The sequence below is a fragment of the Kitasatospora sp. NPDC051164 genome (assembly GCF_044455625.1).
Lineage (GTDB): Bacteria > Actinomycetota > Actinomycetes > Streptomycetales > Streptomycetaceae > Kitasatospora.
Genome location: NZ_JBITFB010000042.1, coordinates 1 through 21,171 on the forward strand (window position 1 = coordinate 1; position 21,171 = coordinate 21,171).

Annotated in this window: 21 protein-coding genes and 1 pseudogene; 11 read left to right on the forward strand and 11 right to left on the reverse strand. The window is 69.4% G+C overall.

Annotation, left to right across the window (positions count from 1 at the left end):
* Window positions 1–124: 124 nt before the first annotated feature.
* A complete protein-coding gene (locus tag ACIBEC_RS40745) occupies window positions 125–508 on the reverse strand; it encodes a hypothetical protein (protein WP_360503763.1) in 384 nt (127 codons plus the stop codon).
* Between the two features lie 716 nt (window positions 509–1,224).
* Here ACIBEC_RS40745 and ACIBEC_RS40750 point away from each other — a divergent pair.
* From ACIBEC_RS40750 to ACIBEC_RS40760, 3 genes and pseudogenes are all read left to right on the forward strand, one after another.
* The gene (locus ACIBEC_RS40750; RefSeq protein ID WP_360503760.1) at window positions 1,225–1,710 is read left to right on the forward strand and encodes a hypothetical protein; all 486 of its coding nucleotides are present in this window, start codon (window positions 1,225–1,227) and stop codon (window positions 1,708–1,710) included.
* 208 nt (window positions 1,711–1,918) lie between these two features.
* A pseudogene (locus ACIBEC_RS40755) lies at window positions 1,919–2,062 on the forward strand (Mu transposase domain-containing protein); the annotation flags it as partial.
* A gap of 31 nt (window positions 2,063–2,093) precedes the next feature.
* Window positions 2,094–2,246 carry a hypothetical protein gene (locus ACIBEC_RS40760; protein ID WP_396290237.1) on the forward strand — a complete coding sequence of 51 codons (153 nt, stop codon included), beginning with the start codon at window positions 2,094–2,096 and terminating at the stop codon, window positions 2,244–2,246.
* Between the two features lie 269 nt (window positions 2,247–2,515).
* Here the strand turns inward: ACIBEC_RS40760 and ACIBEC_RS40765 are convergent, their stop codons facing one another.
* On the reverse strand, window positions 2,516–2,791 hold the full coding sequence (locus tag ACIBEC_RS40765) for a hypothetical protein (protein WP_360503758.1): 276 nt from the start codon (window positions 2,789–2,791) through the stop codon (window positions 2,516–2,518).
* A 674-nt stretch (window positions 2,792–3,465) separates the two neighbouring features.
* Here ACIBEC_RS40765 and ACIBEC_RS40770 point away from each other — a divergent pair.
* Window positions 3,466–3,642, forward strand: a complete 177-nt coding sequence (locus tag ACIBEC_RS40770; RefSeq protein ID WP_360503755.1) for a hypothetical protein — start codon at window positions 3,466–3,468, stop codon at window positions 3,640–3,642.
* Between the two features lie 138 nt (window positions 3,643–3,780).
* Here the strand turns inward: ACIBEC_RS40770 and ACIBEC_RS40775 are convergent, their stop codons facing one another.
* Window positions 3,781–4,350, reverse strand: coding sequence for a TetR/AcrR family transcriptional regulator C-terminal domain-containing protein (locus ACIBEC_RS40775; RefSeq protein WP_360503752.1), 570 nt, complete (start codon window positions 4,348–4,350; stop codon window positions 3,781–3,783).
* A gap of 98 nt (window positions 4,351–4,448) precedes the next feature.
* Between ACIBEC_RS40775 and ACIBEC_RS40780 the strand changes: the two genes are divergently transcribed.
* Both ACIBEC_RS40780 and ACIBEC_RS40785 read left to right on the forward strand, forming a co-directional pair.
* Complete coding sequence (locus tag ACIBEC_RS40780) at window positions 4,449–5,660, forward strand: FAD-dependent monooxygenase (protein WP_360503749.1); 1,212 nt, start codon at window positions 4,449–4,451, stop codon at window positions 5,658–5,660.
* Between the two features lie 702 nt (window positions 5,661–6,362).
* Window positions 6,363–7,001 (forward strand): nucleotidyltransferase domain-containing protein, encoded by a 639-nt coding sequence (locus tag ACIBEC_RS40785; protein WP_360503746.1) that lies wholly within the window; start codon window positions 6,363–6,365, stop codon window positions 6,999–7,001.
* A gap of 145 nt (window positions 7,002–7,146) precedes the next feature.
* On the opposite strand, the gene ACIBEC_RS40790 is transcribed toward ACIBEC_RS40785, so the two are convergent.
* Window positions 7,147–7,416 (reverse strand): hypothetical protein, encoded by a 270-nt coding sequence (locus tag ACIBEC_RS40790; protein WP_360503744.1) that lies wholly within the window; start codon window positions 7,414–7,416, stop codon window positions 7,147–7,149.
* A gap of 692 nt (window positions 7,417–8,108) precedes the next feature.
* Window positions 8,109–8,510, reverse strand: coding sequence for a hypothetical protein (locus tag ACIBEC_RS40795; protein ID WP_396290211.1), 402 nt, complete (start codon window positions 8,508–8,510; stop codon window positions 8,109–8,111).
* 530 nt (window positions 8,511–9,040) lie between these two features.
* On the opposite strand from ACIBEC_RS40795, the gene ACIBEC_RS40800 reads away from it, so the two are divergent.
* A complete protein-coding gene (locus ACIBEC_RS40800; RefSeq protein WP_360503738.1) occupies window positions 9,041–9,628 on the forward strand; it encodes a DUF6939 family protein in 588 nt (195 codons plus the stop codon).
* A 758-nt stretch (window positions 9,629–10,386) separates the two neighbouring features.
* Here ACIBEC_RS40800 and istB read toward each other — a convergent pair.
* The 5 genes from istB to ACIBEC_RS40825 form a co-directional block, all read right to left on the reverse strand.
* A complete protein-coding gene (istB, locus tag ACIBEC_RS40805; protein WP_360503735.1) occupies window positions 10,387–11,238 on the reverse strand; it encodes an IS21-like element helper ATPase IstB in 852 nt (283 codons plus the stop codon).
* The gene (gene istA / locus ACIBEC_RS40810) at window positions 11,238–12,506 is read right to left on the reverse strand and encodes an IS21 family transposase (protein ID WP_360503732.1); all 1,269 of its coding nucleotides are present in this window, start codon (window positions 12,504–12,506) and stop codon (window positions 11,238–11,240) included. The genes istB and istA overlap by 1 nt, the downstream gene beginning before the upstream one ends.
* Window positions 12,507–12,897: 391 nt before the next feature.
* Window positions 12,898–15,420 (reverse strand): NACHT domain-containing protein, encoded by a 2,523-nt coding sequence (locus ACIBEC_RS40815; RefSeq protein WP_360503729.1) that lies wholly within the window; start codon window positions 15,418–15,420, stop codon window positions 12,898–12,900.
* A gap of 285 nt (window positions 15,421–15,705) precedes the next feature.
* Window positions 15,706–16,146: a carboxymuconolactone decarboxylase family protein gene (locus tag ACIBEC_RS40820; protein ID WP_360503727.1), complete on the reverse strand. Its 441-nt coding sequence runs from the start codon at window positions 16,144–16,146 to the stop codon at window positions 15,706–15,708.
* Window positions 16,143–16,808 carry a class II aldolase/adducin family protein gene (locus tag ACIBEC_RS40825; protein WP_360503724.1) on the reverse strand — a complete coding sequence of 222 codons (666 nt, stop codon included), beginning with the start codon at window positions 16,806–16,808 and terminating at the stop codon, window positions 16,143–16,145. The genes ACIBEC_RS40820 and ACIBEC_RS40825 overlap by 4 nt, the downstream gene beginning before the upstream one ends.
* A gap of 124 nt (window positions 16,809–16,932) precedes the next feature.
* Between ACIBEC_RS40825 and ACIBEC_RS40830 the strand changes: the two genes are divergently transcribed.
* The 4 genes from ACIBEC_RS40830 (at window position 16,933) to ACIBEC_RS40845 (ending at window position 20,050) form a co-directional block, all read left to right on the forward strand.
* Window positions 16,933–17,325, forward strand: coding sequence for a MerR family transcriptional regulator (locus ACIBEC_RS40830; RefSeq protein WP_360503721.1), 393 nt, complete (start codon window positions 16,933–16,935; stop codon window positions 17,323–17,325).
* A 136-nt stretch (window positions 17,326–17,461) separates the two neighbouring features.
* Complete coding sequence (locus ACIBEC_RS40835) at window positions 17,462–18,286, forward strand: hypothetical protein (protein ID WP_360503720.1); 825 nt, start codon at window positions 17,462–17,464, stop codon at window positions 18,284–18,286.
* Window positions 18,287–18,710: 424 nt separating this feature from the next.
* Entirely contained in the window at window positions 18,711–19,409 is a 699-nt protein-coding gene (locus ACIBEC_RS40840; RefSeq protein ID WP_360503718.1) for an RNA polymerase sigma factor, read from the forward strand.
* Entirely contained in the window at window positions 19,406–20,050 is a 645-nt protein-coding gene (locus ACIBEC_RS40845; protein ID WP_360503716.1) for a hypothetical protein, read from the forward strand. The genes ACIBEC_RS40840 and ACIBEC_RS40845 overlap by 4 nt, the downstream gene beginning before the upstream one ends.
* 98 nt (window positions 20,051–20,148) lie before the next feature.
* On the opposite strand, the gene ACIBEC_RS40850 is transcribed toward ACIBEC_RS40845, so the two are convergent.
* Entirely contained in the window at window positions 20,149–21,168 is a 1,020-nt protein-coding gene (locus ACIBEC_RS40850; RefSeq protein WP_360503714.1) for an aldo/keto reductase, read from the reverse strand.
* Window positions 21,169–21,171: the final 3 nt, after the last annotated feature.

Consider the following 21,171-nt stretch of genomic DNA (forward strand, 5'->3'; position numbering starts at 1 on the left):
CCGGCGCGCCCCCCGCCCCCCCCGGCTTGCCTGGTTTTGGTTATCCCCCACCCCCCCCCCCCCGCCGGGGCGGGGGGGGGGGGGGGGGGGCGTTTCGCCCCCCCCCCCCCCACCGCCGTGGTGCTCAGCGGCCCTCCGGGCGCCGTTCCTCCTGGAGGACCGCCTGGCCTGCCAGGAGGCTCTCCAGGAACCGGCTGTGCTGGACGAGCGTGCTGCTCCGGCTTTCCGGAGTCCGGGCGTGGGCCCGCAGCACCCGGGTCTGCTCGGGGTCCTGCTCGGGGCTTTGCTCGCGGGTCTGCTCGCGGGTCTGCTCGGCCTGCTCGGAGACCATGACGCCGACGGCGTCGGCGAGGCAGGTCATCGACTGGCGCGGCTCGATCCGGTCCGTGGAGACGGTCTCCGGCACCCGGGTGCGGTCGTTCGCGGAGGAGCCGTCAGCCGCAGTGGAGCGGGCCTCCGTACCGTCCCGGCCGGGCGCCGTTGTCGCCGTTGATGTCGCGGTCGTCACTGTCGTCGCTGTCTCTGCCGGCGACGTTGTCGTCGTCGCGCGCCTCGTCTTCGCAGGCCTCGTCTTCGTGTGCGTTGCCGCAGACTCCTCGCGCAGACGCCCGACCTCCGCCTCCAGCGCCGCCACCCGCGCCCGTAGCTCCTCCAGCTCGCCCATCGTCTCCACTGCCCATAACCTTCCCCGGCCGCCGCTCACGGCCATTGACGTGCGGCTTTAGCCTAGCCGGGGGCCTGCCCGCGCCCGAGGGCGTCCACCCCCTCGGCGCCGCGCGCGACGAACCGCCACATCGGCGAGAACGGCACCCTGGTCCGGGCCAACCAACACGTACGGCGGCTTCTCCACGTCCGGGCCGTGCGCGACGGTGACGACCACGACCACCCCCGGCATGACGGCGCCCTCGTGCCCCGTCCCGGCCCACGACGCGGGGCTGGGAGCGCCTTGCTCAGCTCGACGACCCAGGCTTCAAGCGACTCGACGTGCGTCGCTTGGAAGCAACAGACGTCACCCTCGTCGATGCGCTGGGACTACCGCCTCGGAGGGTCTGCGGTGGCTGAATCAGGTTGCCGGTCAGGTGGGAGAAGCAGAGCCTGTGAAGCGGCGGCACCGAGGTTCCGGTGCTGGGCATCTGCGACAGCGCGGCGGCCTATCCTGCCCCCCGGGAGTCCGTCGCGGAGTGACGGGCTTTGGCTGTCCGATCCGGCCACTACGATCCCCCGGTGACCGATGACGAGATCGTCGAAGCCTGCCGGAGGGTCGCACGAGACCGGCAGGCTCCCCCGCCCGCCCCGCACGAGGCGGTTGCCGAGGCGGAACATGTCATCGGATTCGCCTGTCCCCCGCTTCTGCGGCGCCTGTACACCGAGGTGTCCAACGGCGGCTTCGGCCCCCTGGACGGGGTACTGCCGGTCGACGTGGGGCAGCGGGACGAGCACATCGCGGAGTCCTATGAGGACGGACCGGGCCCCATCGGTGGAGTGCCTGCCGGAGTGGTGCCGCTCTACGACTGGGGCTGCACGATGTGGTCGATGATCGACTTCCGCGACCCGGACGGCGCGATGTGGTCCAACGCCGAGGGTGACTGCCGGCCCCAGGGCGTCAACCTGGCCCAGTGGCTGGCTGCCGCGATGGACGGCGAACTGCGCTTCGCCTGGCCGGACGCTGTGCCTTCGGACAGCGAATGGCGTGGGCCCCGGACACATTGACCAGCAGTCAGAAATCGACGGTTCGGATCGCCAAGCGGGACGGGACGTGGTGCCCACCGCGGTGAACCTGAGAGGCGGGTACGGCGACTTCGCCGAGCCGCAGGAAGCCCTGCGAGACCTTCATGCCCGAGGTCACGGCCGGGTCTACCGCGAGACCCGCCGGATCCCAGCCGAGCTGCTGGCCGAGGAGCAACTGCGGCTGCCGCCGGTGTCCGAGCAGCCGTTCACCGCCGCGTCTGGCGAAAGCCGGCGGGTTGGCAAGGACTCCACAATCTCGGTCAACTCAGTGCGCTACTCGGTGCCGCACAAGCTCGTCCACGACAGCGTCCGGGTCCGATTTCACGGTGACGACCTGACCGTGACCGCCGTGGTCGCGGGGCAGCGTGGCCCAGGTTGCCCGCCATGCCCGACCCACCCCGGGCAACCCGCGGATCGCCGACGAGCACCACCCTGGCGCCCCGCGCGGCGAGCACACGCCGAAGCCGACCAACCCGGCCGCGGCTCAGTTCCTGGCCGTCGGCCCGGGAGCGGCGTGACTGATCGAGGTCGCGGGGGCTGACACCCACCGGATCCGGGCGAAGATGGCCAACGCCACCGCGCTGGCCATACGGAACTGCAGCGCCGACGTCGACCGAGCGCTCGGTATGGCGGCGACTCTGGGCCGCTTCGCCGAGGGAGACCTCCTGTCGATCCTGGGCCACTAGGGCGAGCACGCCGCAGCGAGACACCCAGCCAGCAGCCGGGCACCTCCGCCTGGTCCGGGTTCGGGGCGAACGGAGCCGCGGCTGGCTCGAGCCGACCAGGTTCAGACCTCGTCTGCGACCAAGCCGCAGGCGGAGGGGAACGACTCCAGGAACTCCCGCCGCTGCAGGTCCGGCTCGGCTTCGGCGAGATTCGTGAGCGTCCGTAGGAACCGGTCGCGTTGGTCGTGCGGAAGTTGCTGCAGCACTCCGGCCACGCTCTCCATCATCTTCACCGCGGAGTCGGGGTCCACCTCGTCGTCCTCGCAGCTGTCGAGGAACCAGACGGTGTCGATGACCAGCCCGGCGAGGATGGGCACCAGCGGGTCCATGGCAGTCATCCAGGCAAGCTATCCGACCCCCCCCATGACAGCACGAACACCCCACTCGGTCGGCGCGGGAATCCGCGCGGGCCGCGATCAGGAAGAGCACCACCGTCATGAATGACAGCGCCACCGACCATGCGTCGGCACGGCACAGATTGCAGGCCCCGGCCGGCGGTCGCCGCGACCTCGGGCGCCGCGTTCGACGAGGCACCGTGGGGTCATCAGGGGTGCGACTCGTAGCCTTCGGGACGCCGGTATGGCTTCGCCGCATTCGGTATCAACGGCCCATCCACGCCTACCAGCAGTATCGGCGGCACCAGATCGCCCCCGAAGATCGTCCCCGTACGGTACTGGCTGGTCTGTTGCCGACCCAGTGGTGTCTGGCCTGCGCTCGCCCGGTTCCGAGCAGCGGAGCGAACCATGCTGTGCTCGGCGTTGGACGCCCTGGGGTTGCTTCCCCGGGCCCACTCCCACGTCGTCTACCGGGATCGTTCGAGGTTTTGGCCGGACGATTTTCCGCGGAAAATTCGGTGGCCCTGGACGGTCGGCATCACCGTGTCCAGGCTGTCCAACCGGCCGCCCAAGGAGAGGAAGCCGCATCACGCGGACTCACTCGATTCCTGGTTCGGCCGTGCGGACTACGGGCCGTACGGACTACGGGTTGTCAGGGGGTGGGGGACGATCTCGGGATGCTTGTCGATCTCGGGATGCTCGTGATGAGAAGTGGCGCGGTGGTGCTGGTCGAGCCCCCGTGGAAGTCAGCGATCAGCTCGACGGTGGCCAACCTTCAACGTGGCGGTTCCTTGATTCTTGAGCGCCTCGATGAGGACCCCGGCGCCCTGGTATGTCCAGGTCTGGATGCGTGAGGACAACACGTTCCAGCTGGAGTACCGGGGGCCTCGGAGCGGTTTCCGTGATGATCCGTGTGTGGTGATGGTCCACACGCGAGCCCGCGGTGGTACGGCGGGCTCGCGCGGGCAGGACGCGGCAGACAGGTCCGGCTTCTATGCCGTGATGCGCGGGGTCAAGCCGTCCACGATGAGGGAAAGTCCTGCCTCGAACGCTGATTCGGGATCGATTAGTGGCATGTCGGCCGGTAGGTCCGGGCCGTCGCCGGGGCCGGAGTCGGCCTGTTCTTCCAGGACGCTGCCGACCGTGAAGCGGCTGGCCGTCAGCATCGCCATTTGTGCGTCGTGCTCGGGCACGCCGGAGTCGACGAGGAAGGACATCTTCCGGCGGATCCGGTCGAGGTCTGCGGTGGGCGTGGAGCCGGCATGGAGGCGGGCGCCGTCGCGGCGCATCAGCAGGGTGCGCCTGAAGCTGCGGGTGTTCTCCAGGAACCATTCGCGCCAGTCGTCCTCAGGCGTCGGCAGCGGTGCGTTCGCATGGGGCGCCATCGCGGCCTGCGCCATGGCGCCCAGGAGGTCCTTCTTGGTGCGGAAGTACCAGTACAGCGACGGCTGCTCGACGCCCAGTCGCTTCGCCAGTTGCCGTGTGCTGACGGCATCCAGGCCGACCTCGTCGAGCAGGTTGAGCGCCTCGGCGACCACGGTCTCACGGTTCAGCTTCGTCACGTTGACAATCTATCGCTGATAGATGACTCTGAAAAGGGAATCATTCACTGATAGATTTTGAAGTGGTGGACATGACTCAGGATTCGGGAACGCGATCCTTGCGAGTCCTCATCGCCGGCGGCGGAGTCGCGGGGCAGGCGCTGGCCTTCTGGCTGACGCGGGGCGGCCACCGGGTGACCGTCGTCGAACGCTCCCCCGCGCTGCGGGCCGCCGGCGCCCAGGTCGACCTCCGGGGTCAGGGCATCGAGGCCGTCCGCCGCATGGGACTCCTCGACGACGTCCGGGGCAAGCTCGTGGACGAGAAGGGCGTCGCCTTCGTCGACGCCCGCGGCAAGGCCAAAGCGACGATCATGGCCAACACCTCCGGGCAGGGCCGCCAGACACTGACCTCCGAGTACGAGATCATGCGCGGCGACCTGGTACGCATCCTCAACGATGCGACCAAGCACGACGCCGAGTACGTCTTCGGCAAGACCGTGGACGTTTTCGAGCAGGACGACCACAAGGTCGTCGCGCACTTCTCCGACGGGTCGTCCGGCGAGTTCGACCTCCTGGTCGGCGCCGACGGACAGGGATCACGCATCCGCCGGGCGATCCTCCCCGAGGGCTTCGACCCGTACTGGCGGGTCGGCATCCACATGGCGTACTGGTTCGTCCCGCGCACCGATTCCGACAGCAACATCCGGAACACCTATATGGTTCCGGGCGGCCGTCAGATCATGCGCCGCAGCCACAATCCGACCGAGACCCAGGTCTACTTCGTGATGCGAGAAGAATCCGAGGAAGCCTCAGCGATCCACCGGGAACCCGTCGAACGTCAGCAGGAGTTCTGGGCGAGCAGGTTCCGCGACGCCGGATGGCAGACCGAGCGCTTCATCGAGGGCATGAAGACCAGCCCCTTCTTCTACTCCCAGGAGATCGCCCAGGTGCGCATCGACACCTGGTCCAAGGGCCGCGTGGTCCTGGCCGGGGACGCCGCGCACTGTGCGTCCCCCTACAGCGGCATGGGAATCTCCGGCGGCTTGGTCGGCGCCTTCGTCCTGGCCGACGAGATCAATCGGCACCCGGACGATCTGCCGACCGCACTGGCGAACTACGACACGGTGCTGCGGCCCTTCGTCAACCAAATCCAGGCCGAGGTCAATCCGCGACTCCTGCGCCTATGCATGCCGATGACCCAGCACGCTATCGACGCCTTCCAGGCGGTCACCGCACTGGCCTGTTTCCTGCACGTCCCCGACCTCGTCGCGCGCTGGTCGAAGGAGGAGCGCGGCGGCAACTGGCAGCTCCCCCGAGCACGACACAGCTGAGCGCCGCCCAAGAACTTCTCCTTTTCCGATCCCTCGGGGTATCTCTCAGGTGACCGCCCAGGCGGACGAGCGAGCCGTCCCCCCCATGGCGTGGCACCGTCGCAGAGGTCCCTTCACCTGTCAGCCGAGGCCGCCGCCTCCGGCTGGCGGTCACCCTCATATCACCGGTTGGGTGGCCGGAGGCTTGCTTGCCCGCTGTGCGCCGACAGGACCCCGAGCGCTTGCCGGCGTCGATGAGTTCCGGCTGTCGGACTGCGGCAGTGGTGTGTGGGGGAGCCTGGCCTTCGACCCGGCGCACGTCGGGACCGGCTTCCCGTTTCCCGCAGATCTCGCTGATCTGAATCCGCGTGACGCGGACTGCCTTGTGCCTCTCGGGACGGGGCAGATCCTGGTCCGGGAGCACCGCGGCGGCTCGGAGAGGGGGACGTTCTGCACCGCTGACCCTGCCGGAGCGGGCGCGCCCGGCCATGGCAGCGGCCTCCGGATTTTCCGCAGAAAATTCCGAGCTCGGAGATCCGTGGACGGCTCAGCGGTTCGGACTGTCTGCAGCACGTTGTCGCGCCGTCGGACACCCGCCCTCGTAAGCAGCTCTGGCGGACCCGGATTTTCTGCGGAAAATCGGAGCCGGGGAAGCCTGGCTTGTCCGGCTCGCTGGACCGGTTTCCTGCGCCATTGGACCGTGGCCGGCAGTAGGTTGTCACGATGACCGACTCACTGCCGCCCGGTGGCGTTGTGCTCGATGCGGATGAACTGGATGCCAGATGGGCGGACGCATGGCGGCCGGAACAGATCGCGAAGCGCTTGGACGGGGTCAGCGTGACCTGGTGTGTCGCAGCAGGTTGGGCGCTGGACCTGTTCCGCGGGAGGCAATCGAGGCCACACGGCGATCTGGAGATTGCGGTGCCGGCGGCGGGATACCCGGAGATTCGGGACCGCTTCCCCGAGTACGTGTTTGACGCGGCAGGTTCGGGGCGGGTCTGGCCGGCTGCGGGAGCCGAGGCGCTGGCGGCCACGCACCAGACCTGGGTGCGGGATCCGGCAACCGATCAGTTCCTGTTCGACGTCTTCCGCGAGCCGCACGAGGGCGGGACCTGGATCTGCCGACGGGACGAGAGTCTGCGGCTGCCGTACGAAACGATCATCGAGTGGACAGCCGAGGGGATCCCCTACCTGGTGCCGGAGCTGGTGCTGCTGCTCAAGGCGAAGGCGGCGCGGTCCAAGGATCAGGCGGACTTCGACGGCGTCCTGCCGCTGTTGAGCCCGGCACGGCGGGACATCCTCAGCGGGTGGCTGAAGCGTGTGCACCCCGGTCACCCATGGCTGGCGGAACTGGCGGGGTAGTACGTGTCGGACGGTCAGGCGTAGCTGTCCGGATTGATCCGGACGCCAGGGATCGAGCGTCCGCCGTGTCCGGCCGAGTTCGGCCTCCCGGCCGGACACTCTTGATCACGTCGCAGGCTCAGCCGAACTCGGGTCCGGCTACGTCTCAGATCGTCAGCGGACGCTCCACTCGCTGCTCGGAACGCAGTCGCGCGTCGTGCCCGTGGCCCTGCCCGGTCACGTAGCCGAAGAGCCGGTGGGTGAGCTCGGGCCGTACCTGCCGGACCAACCGCAGGGTGTCCAGCCATATCTGCGGACTCTGCAGGGCGTTGACAGCCACACAGGCCAGGGTGCCGGTTCCCGGTAGTAGAGCGTCACAGCTGGCGGCCACCGTCTGCTGGTGGCGCATGCCGAAGCGCAACGGCACCACGCTCACGAACGACGGGTAGTTCCCATGAGCCCATTCGGCATCGTCGGCAACCTCCCACAGGTGGCATCAGCCCCCTTCGTCAGAGTCCGTCTCCGCCGGGCTTCGGATTTTCTGCAGAAAATTCTCCGTGCGGACTGTTGTCACGCCGGGCGGACGCGGACCGGGAGCGAGAGGTACGCCAGGTGATCCGGCTCTCCCGCGACCGCCCCTGCTGAAGAGCCGAGCCGCAGAGTTCGTTGCGTGCGCGGCCCGGTTCGGCCGGTTCATGAGTAGCCGTACTCGACTCCGAGCCCCTTACCCACTCCCCGGCTGGAGCTGGCGTCCTCCGTCGGCGACGTCAGGCGAGCATGCGACGTGCCGTCTTGCGCAGCTGCTCGTCCAGGCGCTGTGCGCTGTCCGCGAGCTGGAGCTCCAGCAGGCGCAGGGCGGTGTCCGGACCTCCGCAGGAGGACGAGGACTTCGGCGTCCTGGAAGGCTCAGTCGGCGAAGCGGTGGATGAGGGTCTGGGTGGGGTGGTGCCGAAGTAGGTGTGTGAGGTCGGGCGGAGGGGTGTGGCGTCCTCGGGGGAGAAGCTTGGCGTAGAGCCCGTTCCGGCCCGGGCCGGAACGGGTGGGCTGCCGTAGGGCGAGGCATTGGTATCGGTGTGGGGGAGCGAGGGTACGGCCGGCGAGCGCGGCCAGTGCCTCGCGGCGGTCGGGTCAGGAGGGTCGGTCACGAGGTGTGGATCGCCGAGTGACCGAGATCGTCTGGGCGCGGTGGCCCGCGAGGGTGGCGGTGGGGACGTGGGGGAGGAGGTCGCCGGCGAGCGCGGGGTCGGGGTGGGTGGTGCTCGGCAGCGACGGGGAGAGGGCGACGAGCAGGATGCCGAGGTCCCAGCGCGACGGCTCGTGTGGCAGGACATCGACGCCTCGGCCGGTTCCAGCAGGGCCAAGGGCGGCGGCAGCGCGGACGGCGGGCACCGGGTCCGTGAGAGTCGATCGGAGACCGCGGTGGACGGAGGCCGAGTCCGGCCGGAGCTGCGAGCAGGCCGCCCGCTCGTGGACGGTGTGTACCGCCGTGTGTGCGCGGAAGGGGACGGCTGCCACGGCGGACGACGACACCGGCGCTTGGTGCAGTGCCTGACAGAAGAACATGAACACGGTCGTGCGGGGGCCTGGTCCCGGTCGTCGGAGTACACGGCGCGTATCCAGCCCGGGAGGTTGCTGCCATCGTCGTGGGCGTGTCCGAGGGGAGGTCAGTCGATCGTGCCCAGCTCTTCCGGTGATCTCACGTCTGCGACTCTTGGCATCGGCTGACACCGCTCGCAGGATGCGCTGGGGGACCCAGCCCGGGCTGGAGGGACGCGATTTCGCTCCCGGAGCCGGGCGTCATTCCTTCTGTTCCGCCCTCCGATTTTCCGCGGAAAATCCTGCGGATCCTGGTGGCTGCATTGCTGTGGGGCTCCGGGCTGCCGGGCAGGGACTCAGGCTGCGTTGAACGATCACTCTGCCCAGGCGGCTCTTGGTGGGCAGGAATTTTCTGCGGAAAACTTCCGTGCCAGGGCCGTGGCCGATCCGGCGCACGGAGGGCGAGATGTCAGTGCTGTCAGGGATGCTGAGGGCCTGTTGTCATCCAGCAAGGGGGCCGCCAGGTGTCGATTCGAATTGCCAGCCGTCGTCGTTCGATGGCCTCACTGACCGCTGCGTTCCCCGGTGCCGAGATCATCGACGTTACCTCCAAGGGACCGGACCCGTGGGTGCGGTTGAGCCCGTTCTATCCTCACGGCGGCATCCCGGTCCCCTATAGCGACGGTGTGACCAGCCAGTCGGTGGAGGGAATCTGGCAAGCCCTCAAGGTCTTCCAGGAGTCCGATGTCGACCCCACGAAGCTCGCGGTCACCACGATGATGGGGCTGAAGCGGACGGTGAGCCGATACGGCCCGGTTCAAGGCCACCGAGCCGGTCTGCACGGCGAGCGGCTGCTGCCCTACGAAACGGCTCGGCGCCGGATCTACCTGCCGGCCTACCGGTGGATCCTCGAGCACTGCGTCGGCGACCTGGTCGAGCTGCTCAGGAGCAAGGAGAACGTCGTACTCCTGGACTACACCACCAACGGGGACGTCAACGATCCCACCAGCCCGCTCTCCCACGCCGCGCTCATCCAGTTGCACATCGAGGGGCACTGGCCCAGTGAAGACGAGACTGAGGCTTCCGGCGGGATCACCGATCGCATGCCGTAAGTGGTCCCGCGTCGGACATGCCGGGTGCGCGGAGGATGCTGAGGGCTCGCAGCCATGGCCAGGACTGACCCACTGATTTTCCGCAGAAAATTCTGAAGGGACTTCGGGTAGCTGAGGTTAGGGGCCGCGATCCGCCCCAGTCGGCCAACGGTCCCGCCTCGCGGAGTCGGGCACGATGGCTGACAGCATTGGGCGAGGGGCGCCGGCGACACTGATTGCCTGGCACTCCCGGCACTCCCAGGTTCGGGGAGCCGACTCCCTGCCCTCGCGAATTTTCTGCGGAAAATCCCGGACGTCGAGCAGAGCCAGTGCCAATTCGTCCGGAGGTCGACAGATCCTGCGCCCCCGACCCGCAGTCGCCTCGGCTTGACGGCCACCGTTGCGTCGGCTGCCAGGGGACAAGTTCGCTCCCCTGACGACTCCGGATTTTCTGCGGAAAATTTCGGAGCGCCGGTCGGCTGAGCTTCTCGGCAACGCCACGTCCGATGCCGAGCAGGCGGCACGGCAGTTCCTGGCCTGGCTCGAACCGGGACGGCGACGGGCGGAGGCCGACGTGAGCGCAGCCTGGGCGGTACCCACGAGGCCGCGCTCTTGGTGCGCGGCAACCTCATCAGCACGTAGTCGGACAGCGGATTTCCGTCTCGAGGCGCTCGCGAACGCCTCCCGGCGCGCTGCCGATGTTGTCGGCAACGGTTGAAATCGGGCCGGTCCCGACGGTTCAGGTGTGGGCCAGTCGCAGTCTCGCTGGATGGCGTGTGTCAGTCGTTGTCGTCGGTGGGGACGTGTGCGAGTTCGCGTCCTCGCATGCGGTAGGACTCGCCCTTGAGGGAGTGGACCTCGGCGTGGTGGACGAGCCGGTCGATCATGGCGGCAGCGACGGTCTCGTCGCCGAAGACCTCTCCCCAGCGCCCGAAGGGCTTGTTCGAGGTGACGATCACGCTCGCTCGTTCGTATCTGTTCGAGATCAGCTGGAAGAACAGGTTCGCCGCCTCCGGCTCGAATGGGATGTAGCCCACTTCATCGACGACGATCAGTGGATAGCGGCCGAGCTTGATCAGTTCGTCCTGGAGTCGGCCTGCCTGGTGGGCGGCGGCCAGGCGGTCGACCCACTGGGAGGCGGTGGCGAACGCGACCCGGTGGCCGGCCTGGCAGGCCCGGATGGCGAGCCCGGTGGCCAGGTGGGTCTTGCCCGTGCCCGGCGGTCCCAGGAAGATCGCGTTCTCCCGGGCGGCTATGAAGTCCAGTGTGCCCAGATGGGCGAGCTGCTGGCGCGTCAGACCGCGCAGGTGGGCGAGGTCGAGTTCCTCGATGGTCTTGATCGCCGGGAAGCGGGCGGCGAGGATGCGGCCCTCGCCGCCGTGGCTGTCTCGGGCGGAGACCTCTCTCTGCAGGCAGGCAACGAGGTATTCGAGGTGGGTCCAGGACTCGGCCTGGGCGCGTTCGGCCAGGCGCTCGGCGGCGTCCAGCAGGGCGGGGGCCTTCATCGCGCGGGCGAGGAAAGCCAGGTCGGCGGCGGTCTGCCTGCCGGTGCGGGCGGACCGGCTCTCGGTGGGTCGCTTGCTTGCGGCGGTGGTGCTGTTCTGGTCGGCAGGGGCAGTGGTCGGGGTCATCAGGGATCCTCCTTTCCGGCTCCGCCCTCGATGAGGGTGAAGACGCGGTCGTAGGTGGCCAGCTCGCGCTGTTCGACCTCGATGCCGAGGCCGGCGGATGCCAGGAGCCGGGCCTGGGCCGCGGTGCGTGCGCGGGCGGCTCGCTGCTGGTGGACCCGATCGCGCAGATGCCGGGCCGCGGCGGCGTGCTCGGGGTCGGTGATCGACTGGTGGCGGGCCCAGCAGCGGGCATGGCGGGCGACCACGTCGTCGCCGCAGGTGACGGTGATCTGCTCGGTGTCCGCCCGGACGGTGACGAGGTGGCCGATCGCACGGGGGTGGACGGAGTAGTCGTTGGTGTCCACGCGGATGTAGTGGTCACGGCCCAGCCGAGTGCGAAGCGGCCACCAGCCCGGCGGGTCGACCCGCGGGATCGTGAGCATGGCCGCCCTGTCCGTCTCCCACCGGTCGACGGGCCGGGCGTCGATCATGCGGTGCCGGCGCCGGTTGGCGATCTGCAGCCAGGCGGTCAGCTGGGCATTGAAGTCGCCGGGCCCGGTGAACGGGCGCCCGGGCAGGAAGCCGGTCTCCAGGTAGCCGTTGGCCCGCTCCACCAACCCCTTCGCCTCCGGATCGCGAGGCCGGCAAAACAGCAGCCGGATGGCGAGCAGTCCCGCGAGGGCGGCGAACTCGCTGGTCGGCCTGCCCCTGCCGACGCCCGCCTCGTTGTCCCAGACCAGTGTCCTCGGAACGGCCTGCCAGCCGGTCAGCAGCCGCCAGTGGCCGTCGATCAGGTCGGCGGTTCGCCGTGAGGGCAGCATCCGGGCGGTGATCATCCTGGAGTATCCGGAGACGATGACCAACACCGGCGGGCGGCCGCTCTGGCCGTAGCCGAGCGGGATGTCCACCGCCGGGAACCACAGATCGCATTGGGCCACCTCACCGGGCTCGTAGACCGTGCGCGAGATCGGGTCCACTGGCAGATAGGCCGGCCGCAGCTCGCGCACCCGTTCCCGCAGGATCGACAGCCCCCGCTCCCAACCGATCCGCTCGGCGATCACCGTGGCCGGCATCGTCGGTGTCTGCTGCAACAGCTCGCGGATCCGGTCCTCGACCCCGTCGACCGCCGAGCCCTTCAACGGACGCTGGTAGACCGGTGGCCGGTCCGAGGCCAGAGCCCGCGCCACCGTGCCCCGGGAGATCCCCAACTGCCGGGCCACAGCCCGCGCCGACAACCCCTCGGCTCGATGCAGCCGACGGATCTCAGCCCAGTCCTCCACCCCAATCACCTCTTCCCTCCTGACCCCCGTACCAGTGAAGTCAGGATGATCAAGAGATCACGAAGTGACCCGCTTTTGATCCGCCGTCCGTGGCCCTCGTTTCAACCGTTGCCGACAGATGTCCTGGATTCGGACAAACAGCCCTAGGCAGCCACCACCTACTGCGCTTGCTCCGCGACCGTCAGGGAGATCGGCATTGCGGCACCGACCAGTCCCATGGGCGGCGCCGGATCGTGAGCGGATCAGCAGGCTCTCGGATTTTCCGCGGAAAATTTCTCGTGTCCAGTGTGGCCGCAGGGCACCGTGCGGAGGATCAGGGCGGACAGCCGGGGCCTCCAGCCGTCCTCGGTTCCAGGGGTGGGCCCGGTGCACTCCTGGCGCGTGACGGCCTCAGATTTTTTCAGACGTCACGGCGCCAGCGATCGGCGGCGAAGCGGGACAGCGCGACCTCCAGGTCGAGCGGCATCACCTCGGTGAAGCCCAGGTCCCACACCCTCACCCAGCCGTCCGAGTCCGTGAGGGATCGCGGCGTCTCCCGTCCGGCCACCGGCTTCATCGCGAGACAGTACGAGACGTTCAGAGTGGGGGAGCCGGTCTCCACGTTCCTGCGGGATCGGACCCTGAGCACCCGTACCTCCGCCACGTCATCCCACCGCAGCCGTAGCCTGCGGCCGTTGTTGAGCTCCACGCACTCGCTGTCGATGCGCAGCCGCGTCGCCACCGCCCGCAGGGCCAGTGCCCCCAGGGCGAGGACGCCGAGCACAGCCAGCAGTAAGGGCCACCACCGCACCAGTAGCAGCCAGGTCTGGCGCAGGTCGGTACGGAAGCCGGGGCCCGTGGACATCGGGGAGACCACCAGGAGGAACACGGAGATCAGCGCCAACAGGTCGAATGTGAAAGCTCGCAGGACCCCGACGCTCCGCATACTGCTCTTGAGCACCACCTCGTGTGGCCCTGCGGAACTGCCGGGCCTCCCGCCGACTGCCTCGCCCGCGAGCCGCTCTCTGAGCCCGGCGTGCCGAAACTGGTAGATCCCGCCGACCCGTCGCAGCACGCCCAGCTGGTGGCCGTCCTCGAGGAAGCCCAGTACGTCCCGTGGCAGATGCCGACGCCCCGCCAGGATGAGGCGCGTGGCGGTCCAGCGGCCCCATCGGCTGAGGGCTATCAGCACCGCGGCCGAGCACGACCAGCCGATGAGGAGAGCACCGCCGATGAGCAGTGGATCGCTGTTGAGCCAGTGGAAGATCGCCAGTGAGGTCCCCGCGATGGTCGGCGCGACCACTGCGGATTCGACCAGAGCGATCCTGCGCTCGTCGCGCAGCAACTGCCTCGGCTTGGCCGCGATCTCGGACTCGGCCGACCGGGTCAGGAGCACACCGGCGAGCAGGGGAAGAGCGAAGAGGCACAGGTTCGCCGTCATGCTGCCGGGCAGGGCCACGCCGACGGCTGCCGTAGCGACGGCCGACACTGCCAGGAGGAGGCGGCCACTGATTCCGGGCGCCGGCCGTCGTGGGCGATCGTCGAAGCCACTGAACAGGTGCCGCGTGACGATCCTTCCGAACGCCGTGGCGATGATGGCGACCGCGGCGACGGCCCCGAGCACCTGGCCCATGCCCGGGATCCCGAGCCCAGGCCGCGGGGGAGAAGCCCCCAGGAGGGCGGCCAGGCCCGCGATCGCATAGCTCGCAGACGTGCCGCAGACGGCTACGGCGATGATGACGACGGCGCCCCAGACGCCAGGCTCGGTCAGCGGGCTCCGCATCTGCCACCAGGCGATGTCCTGCGTGCGTCGGCGGTGGAGTTCGCCGGCCAGGTAGCGGAAGTACGCGGGCGCGCTGCCGGACCTCCAGCGGCGCACCGGTCCGGGGAGGTAGGACGGCCGTGGTCCCTGCGCGCAGACGGCCGGAATCAGCCCGTCCAGGAGATGGCCCTCGATGTCGGTCTGCGTGGGCAGCCGTGTCGCGTCGAGCAGCTCACGAGGATCGGCGTCCTTCGGCGCGTACACCGTCCCCGCGAGCCAGAGCATCAGGGGCGAGGAGAGGGTGGTGGCGACCGGCCCTTCGGGGTCGCTCTCCATCGCATCGAAGAGCGACTGCCAGGATCCGATGCGGTCCCGATGGCACATCTGGGCGAGGTAGGCCCTACCGGCCTCGGGCGGGACCGGGCAGGCGCGCAGCACCGGAACACCTCGCAGGAAAGGCGCCGCGTCGACGGCCTCCTGGTAGGCCTCTGGTCTGGATGCCAGGACCAGAGGATCTCTCGTCCCGAACGCTTGTTTCAGCGCCTTCACGGCCTCCTTGCGAGCCAGCGGGGGTAGTTCGTCGAAGCCGTCCAGCACCGGAACGATCCGTCGGTTCTGCACCAGCGACTTCACCACGTACTGGTCGAAGCCTCGGACGAGTCCTCCGTAGTCCTCGTTCATCCGCCTGATGACCCAGTCCTGGAGACTGACTTCGGGCTCCCAACCTGACAACGACAGGACGACCGGAACGGCCTCCCCGGAACCCGGCTCCCTGCCCTCCAGCAGCTCGACGACGAGAAGGACAGCCAAGGAGGACTTACCTGCCCCGGCCGGCCCGGTGATCACCAACTGGTGTAGTGAGAGCGTCTTGACCCGGTCGACCAGACCCTCGAGCCCGACCCGCTCAGAGTGCTCCTCGCCGGGCCCGCTCTGGTGTCCCTGGTCCAGCTTCCACGGAATCACCATCGGAACCCGTTCTCGCAGACCGCGGACGTTGGCCTCGTCACGCCACTGGTCCAGGACCTCGCGGGCCAGCCCGTCCAGCGCATCGTTCTCGGCGTTGACAGCGGAGGCAGACCGTCCGCCAGCGGGGGCGGAGCCCACATAGATGTCGCGGACGCTTCCCGCCTGGATCACGTTCCGAGGCGAACCCTCGCTGTGGTTGTGCACCTCTTCAGTCATCCCGACATGCTGCCAGGCCGGCGTCTGCGGGCGACGGGCTTCTGGCGGACCGGGACGGCGGCTCTTTGATGGCTCGTCCGGACGGATAGACGCTCATAGCTGCGGGCGGTCGTGGATTTCGCGTTGAGCGGTGTCTGCATTCAATGCCGAGAACATAAAAGACGTAGTAAACGGTCAGTAGACATCGCGGGTCAGAAATGACCTGCTCACGCCAGCCTGGCCTGGTGGACCGTCAGCCGGGCTGGCGTGCTGGCACTCCGCAGGATCGGAAGGACGGCAACTTCGTCAGAGTCGGGCCGGGCCGCTCGCATGATCCGACGGTCGCTCTTCGTCGGAGCCTGGGTGGGGGAGGAGTTCGGCGATGATCTCGGTGCCGAGTGCGTAGGCCGGCACGCCGGCGGTGATGAGTGCGGTCTCGGCGACGCCGATGAGATCGGCGATGCAGGCTCCGGCGTGGAGTGCGCCCTGGGCGTGGATCCGAGCGGGGTGTGGGCGGCCGAGGGCCAGGAGCTGCCCGAAGTGGACGAGTTGCTGGACGCGTGCTCCCAGCGGGCTGTCGGTCAGCACGATGTGGCGCAGTGCCGCGATCGCCTCTTCGGTCGGCAGCCGGCCGAACTCCTGGGCCAGGCGCAGCCGGTCCTGGACCCCGCCGGGAACGGTGCCGAGGGTGGAGCGGTAGCGGTCGCGTACGGCTTCCGTGCGGGAGGCGAGGGTGTCGTCCGTCATGACGCGACCCGCGCGATCGCGGCGCGCACGGCCTCCTGGGCGCCCGGGGGGAAGTCGACGGCCCCGCCGATCGCCGCGGCGGCGATCTCGGCTTGGGCGCTCTCCTCGATCGCCACCACGAGGTGGGCGGTGGCCGCCGAGTCCGGGCCGAACACCAGGAGGCCGTGGTTGGCCAGCAGGACGGCGGCCGTCGTCGGGCGCTGCTGCAGCACGTCGGCGATGCCGCGCACGGAGACGTCCGATCCGCGCGGTCCCCAGGGAACCACGGGGACGTCCTCGGCCTGTCCGAAGCGCAGCATCGGCTCCGTACGGCAGGGCAGCGGCCGGTGGGCCACGGCGAACGCGGTCGCGGAGGGCGAGTGCGTGTGGATGATCGCGCCCACGTGGGGGCGGGCCCGGTACACGGCGCTGTGCATGGCGATGATCTCGGCGCTGACGGACTGCAGCTCGCCTTCGAGGACCTGCCCGTCGAAGCCGACGGTCGCCAGCTGTTCGGGCCTCAGGCCGCGGACGAATCCCGGTGTCAGCAGGAGGCGCTCGCCGTCGAGCCTGGCGCTCAGGTTGGCGTGCCCGGAGTGGGACATCACCCCGGCCGCGAAGAGCTTCTCCGCGGCTTCCACCAGCTGGTCGGCCCGTTCGTTCCGTACATTCCTGTCGCTCATGGCGGTGTCTCCAAGTGTGTTGCCAGCGGCTCTTGTTCGCCGCTGTCCTCGTGCCGGCCACTCTTCTCCTTGAACTAAGGTTCAAGTCAAGTGCCCGATCGACGAGGAGCAGGAGGAGCAGAACATGCGCATGACGATCGGCCGACTCGCCGAGATCACCAAAGTGCCCGCTTCGGCCATCCGGTACTGGGAGCGCCACGGCCTGCTGCCCACGCCCGAGCGCGAAAGCGGGCAGCGGCGCTACCCGCCCGAGGCCGCCGAACGGATCACGGTCCTGCGCACGTGCCAGCAGGCCGGGCTGAGCCTGGCCGAGATCGGCGAGTTCCAGCAGGAGCAGCCACGCCGAGAGGCCATGATCCGCGCCAAGATCACCGAGATCCAGCAGCGCATGGTCGATCTCGACCACGCCCATCAGCTCCTGACCCACGCCCTCAGGTGCAGCGAAGAGGACATCGTCAGATGCCCGAAGTTCCGAGAGCAGATGGCGGCGTGGCAGACGCCGGATCCGGCGCCGTGAACCGCGTGGGGTGCCGACCCCGCCGGTGATCCGCTCATCGGCGGCTCATCGGCGGCTCATCAGCGGATCACCGGCGGTTCGGTCCGCGTGCAGACCCTCTGGCTTCCCACCCGTACCCGGGCGCTACCGTGCCACCATGTGCATCTCGACCAGTGAGGCCGCGTTCTCCGGCACGATCGTCTATTGCGGTCGGCAGCACCACCCGCTGCACGGTCTCGTTCATGTCCTGGGCTACCAGAACACTGCCGTCAACCTCGCTGATGGCCCGAACGCGATGCTGCTGCACGTGCCGACCAGCCGGCTCACCCCCGGGCACTTCCTCTCCGTCGGACGCAGCGGTGATGTTCTTGAGCGCATGGTGGCCGCCGTTCGACCCATCGCGGTGGCGGTCGACGAGATCACGTGGATGAGCTGGAAGCCAGAGACCGTCAAGATCTTCGAGCACGACGTCTACACAGTGCTCCTGGCCGCTGACCCCACCGCGATCCCTGCCGCACTGCAGCTGGTGCCGTCACACCGGCGGCCGGACCTCAACCCGGACCTCATGCGTTTCTACGCCGACCACTTCCCCGACCACACCATCGCCGTCTGCTGCTTCGACAACGCTGACGCACAGCGCGCCAAGCCCCTGCTGCTGTGGTATGAGCCGCTCGACCCCGACCGGCTGACCGTGCCCGCGCTGGACTGCCACACAGGAGCAGCCCCGGACCTCGACGCCGCCGTCGCCGTGGATCATTGGGTCCTGTTCTCCACCGACCAGGCTCCCTCCGAGTGGGGCGAACCTGTTGACTACCCCGGGGACATGCGCCACAGCCTGCGTTCCTTCCTGCCCACCGCTGTTGTGGGCCAGCACTACGGCGGAGGAGATGCCCTGCTCAACGGAGACTTCACCATCAGCCACAGCGACCTTCTCGCCGGCGACCTCGACCGCATCGAGCGCTGCCAGCCGACTCGCCGCTGACCCGGCGCAGCAGCGCTCCGAGTAGTTCCGCACCGGTATCCCTGCCCGATGCCCAGGAGCGCGACTGGAGGACGTGGACGCCCACCCCCTCACATGGCTGTTCGGCCGAGACGACCCGCGTACACCTCCTCGACGGCGGCTGGTTCGGGACTACGGGCGCCGCCCGAAGTCTCCCGGCAGTGCCTGCCGGATGCTCCACCGGTGCGGATGTTCCGGTCCGGCGGGGCAGGTGAAGACGTTCAGCAGCCCGTACCGGCCGAAGACCAGCCGGACGGGGCGGGGGGTGGGTGGGTGGCAGGCGGGCTGAAGCAGTGCCAGGCTGCGGGAGGCCGTGGCAGGCCGTGGGAAGGCAGCGTGTAACGGTTCGGGGCGCCGGAGCCAAGTAGAGACGTAAGGCAGTGCTCGTCGTCCCAAGGAGTCATCCGTGTCAGCGGAGCATCCGATAGCACCACCCTCGCGTGACCCGGCGGCGTTCGCCGTGTTCTACCAGCAGCAGTTCGACACCGTGCTCGGCTTCGTCACCCGGCGCACCGACAGCGTGCACCTGGCAGCCGATCTGACGGCCGACATCTTCCTGACGGCGCTGGAGCAGGCCGACAGTTACGACGCCCGCCGCGGCGCGCCCGTCGCCTGGCTGTACGGCATCTCCCGCAACGTGATCGCCGCGCACTTCCGCGGGAGTGTCCGCGAGCTCAACGCGGTGGCCAGGATCGCCGGCCGGCGGATGCTGGACGAGCAGGACGTGTCCGCGATCGAGGGACGCATCGACGCGGCTCGCGAGGCCCGCAGGCTGGCTGCCCAGCACGCCGCCCTGTCCGAGCCGCTGCGCGCGGTGCTGGACCTGGTGGCCGTCGACGGGCTGGCCGTCCGTGAGGCCGCCAAGGCGCTGGGCATCAGCGCGGCCACCGCCCGGGTGCGGCTGCACCGAGCCCGCAAGGCTCTGCAGAAGGCCGCCCCGCAGGCCACCAGTACCGCCGGCATCAGCGGCGCTACCGGCACGTCCAGCGCTACCGGCACGTCCGGCGCTACCGGCACGTCCAGCGCTACCGGCACGTCCAGGACCACCAGCACGTCCAGCACCACCAGTACGTCCGTGAACGCACTCCTGGAGGCCGCCTCGTGACCACGCCCCTGCACTTCCGGCAGCAGCTCGGCGCCGAACTCGCCACCCGTGCCGCGGAGCTGCCCGCCACCGGCGCCACGGCTCGGATCCGGCCGCGCCACACCCGCAGGCTGGTGGCGACCGGCCTCGGGCTGGCCGCCGCGGTCACCGCGGTCGTCCTGGTGCCGCACAGCGGCTCCACCGGCGGGACCGCCGCGCCACAGGCCGGCCCCGCCACCTCCCGGACGGACGGCGGCGGCTCGACCGCGGTGCAGCTCACCACCGCCTCCTACTCGGTGACCCCCAACAAGGACGGCACCGTCTCCTTCCAGCTGATCGGCGCCGACTGGTCCGGGCTCCAGGGCGCCCTGCGCTCGGTGGGCGTGCCCGCGCTGGTCATGACGCCCTCGGACTCCTGCCACACCCCGGTGGCCACCGACGGCAGCCGACTGGAGTCGGTGATGTCGCTGGATCCCGCCAACGGGCGCATCGCGGTCCTGCACCCCGCCGCCATCCCGCCCGGTGAGAGCCTGCTGCTGCTCGACAAGGACCCGAAGGGCGCGGTCCACCCGAGCACCGTCGGGAACCTGGAGATCTCGCTGACCAGGCAGACTCCCGCTTGCTTCCCGCTCTCCCAGACGAACGAGGTCGGCGTGGGCTGATCCGTCCGTAGGCCCGCCCTGCGGCCGTGACGGGCGGTGGCACGGCCTTCCGGCAGTCTCGGCGGGCGCCCCGACGATCGTCGGGGCGCCCGCGCAGGTCAGCGGCGGCGCAGCGACGGGTCGAGCAGCGCGGGCGGGGTGTCGGACTTCTCGTGTGCGGCGAGGTCGACACCGGGTGCCACGATGGCGTCGATTGCGTCCAGCACGTCGGCGGAGAGCACGGTGTCGGCGGCGGCGAGCTGCGCGCGCAGGTGCTCCCGTGTGCGGGGACCGATGAGCGCGCCGGTGACGGCGGGGTGCGCGGTCACGAAGCCGAGCGCGAGCTGGATCATCGTCAGACCGGCGTCGTCGGCGATCTTGGCCAGCTGCTCGACCGCGTCGAGCCTGGCCCGGTTGGACGGGATGGTGGTGTCGAAGCGCTGCGGCATGAGCGTGGAGCGGTTGGTGGTGACCTCCCGGCCCTCGCGGATCGCGCCGGACAGCCAGCCCGAGGCCAGCGGGCTCCACGCCAGCACGCCGAGGCCGTACTCCTCGGCCACGGGCAGTACGTGGGTCTCGATCCCGCGCTGCAGGATCGAGTAGCTGGGCTGTTCGGTGACGTAACGGCTCAGGTGGTGTTCGCGGGCGGCCCACTGGGCCTGCACGATGCGGTAGGCGGGGAAGGTCGAGGAGCCGAAGTAGCGGATCTTCCCGGCGCGTTGGAGGTCGGTCAGGGCGGACAGGGTCTCCTCGTCGCCGGTGCTCGGGTCCCATCGGTGGATCTGGTAGAGATCGACGTGGTCGACGCCGAGGCGGCGCAGGCTGTTGTCCAGCGCGGTGACCAGCCAGCGGCGCGAGCCGCCCCGGTGGTTGCGCTCCTCGCTGACGGGCAGGCCGGCTTTCGTGGCCAGCACGATGTCGTCGCGGCGGCCGGCGATGGCCCTGCCGACCATCTCCTCCGACTCGCCGCCGCCGTACACGTCGGCGGTGTCGATGAGGTTGATCCCGGCATCGAGGGCGGCGTCGACGATGGCGGTGGCCTCGTCCTGGGTGGTGTGCCCGATCCTGCCGAAGTTCATCGCGCCGAGCGCGAGGGAGCTGACCTGCACACCGGTGCGGCCCAAGGTGCGGTACTGCATGGC

Excerpts from the sequence above, each read along its gene's own strand:
- ACIBEC_RS40820 (WP_360503727.1), bottom strand. The coding sequence starts at position 16,146 with ATGACGGACGACACCCTCGCCTCCCGCACGGAAGCCGTACGCGACCGC.
- ACIBEC_RS40835 (WP_360503720.1), top strand. The coding sequence starts at position 17,462 with ATGTGCATCTCGACCAGTGAGGCCGCGTTCTCCGGCACGATCGTCTAT.
- ACIBEC_RS40770 (WP_360503755.1), top strand. The coding sequence starts at position 3,466 with ATGCTTGTCGATCTCGGGATGCTCGTGATGAGAAGTGGCGCGGTGGTG.
- ACIBEC_RS40830 (WP_360503721.1), top strand. The coding sequence starts at position 16,933 with ATGCGCATGACGATCGGCCGACTCGCCGAGATCACCAAAGTGCCCGCT.
- ACIBEC_RS40815 (WP_360503729.1), bottom strand. The coding sequence starts at position 15,420 with ATGACTGAAGAGGTGCACAACCACAGCGAGGGTTCGCCTCGGAACGTG.
- ACIBEC_RS40825 (WP_360503724.1), bottom strand. The coding sequence starts at position 16,808 with ATGAGCGACAGGAATGTACGGAACGAACGGGCCGACCAGCTGGTGGAA.
- ACIBEC_RS40785 (WP_360503746.1), top strand. The coding sequence starts at position 6,363 with ATGACCGACTCACTGCCGCCCGGTGGCGTTGTGCTCGATGCGGATGAA.
- ACIBEC_RS40765 (WP_360503758.1), bottom strand. The coding sequence starts at position 2,791 with ATGACTGCCATGGACCCGCTGGTGCCCATCCTCGCCGGGCTGGTCATC.
- istB (WP_360503735.1), bottom strand. The coding sequence starts at position 11,238 with ATGACCCCGACCACTGCCCCTGCCGACCAGAACAGCACCACCGCCGCA.
- ACIBEC_RS40850 (WP_360503714.1), bottom strand. The coding sequence starts at position 21,168 with ATGCAGTACCGCACCTTGGGCCGCACCGGTGTGCAGGTCAGCTCCCTC.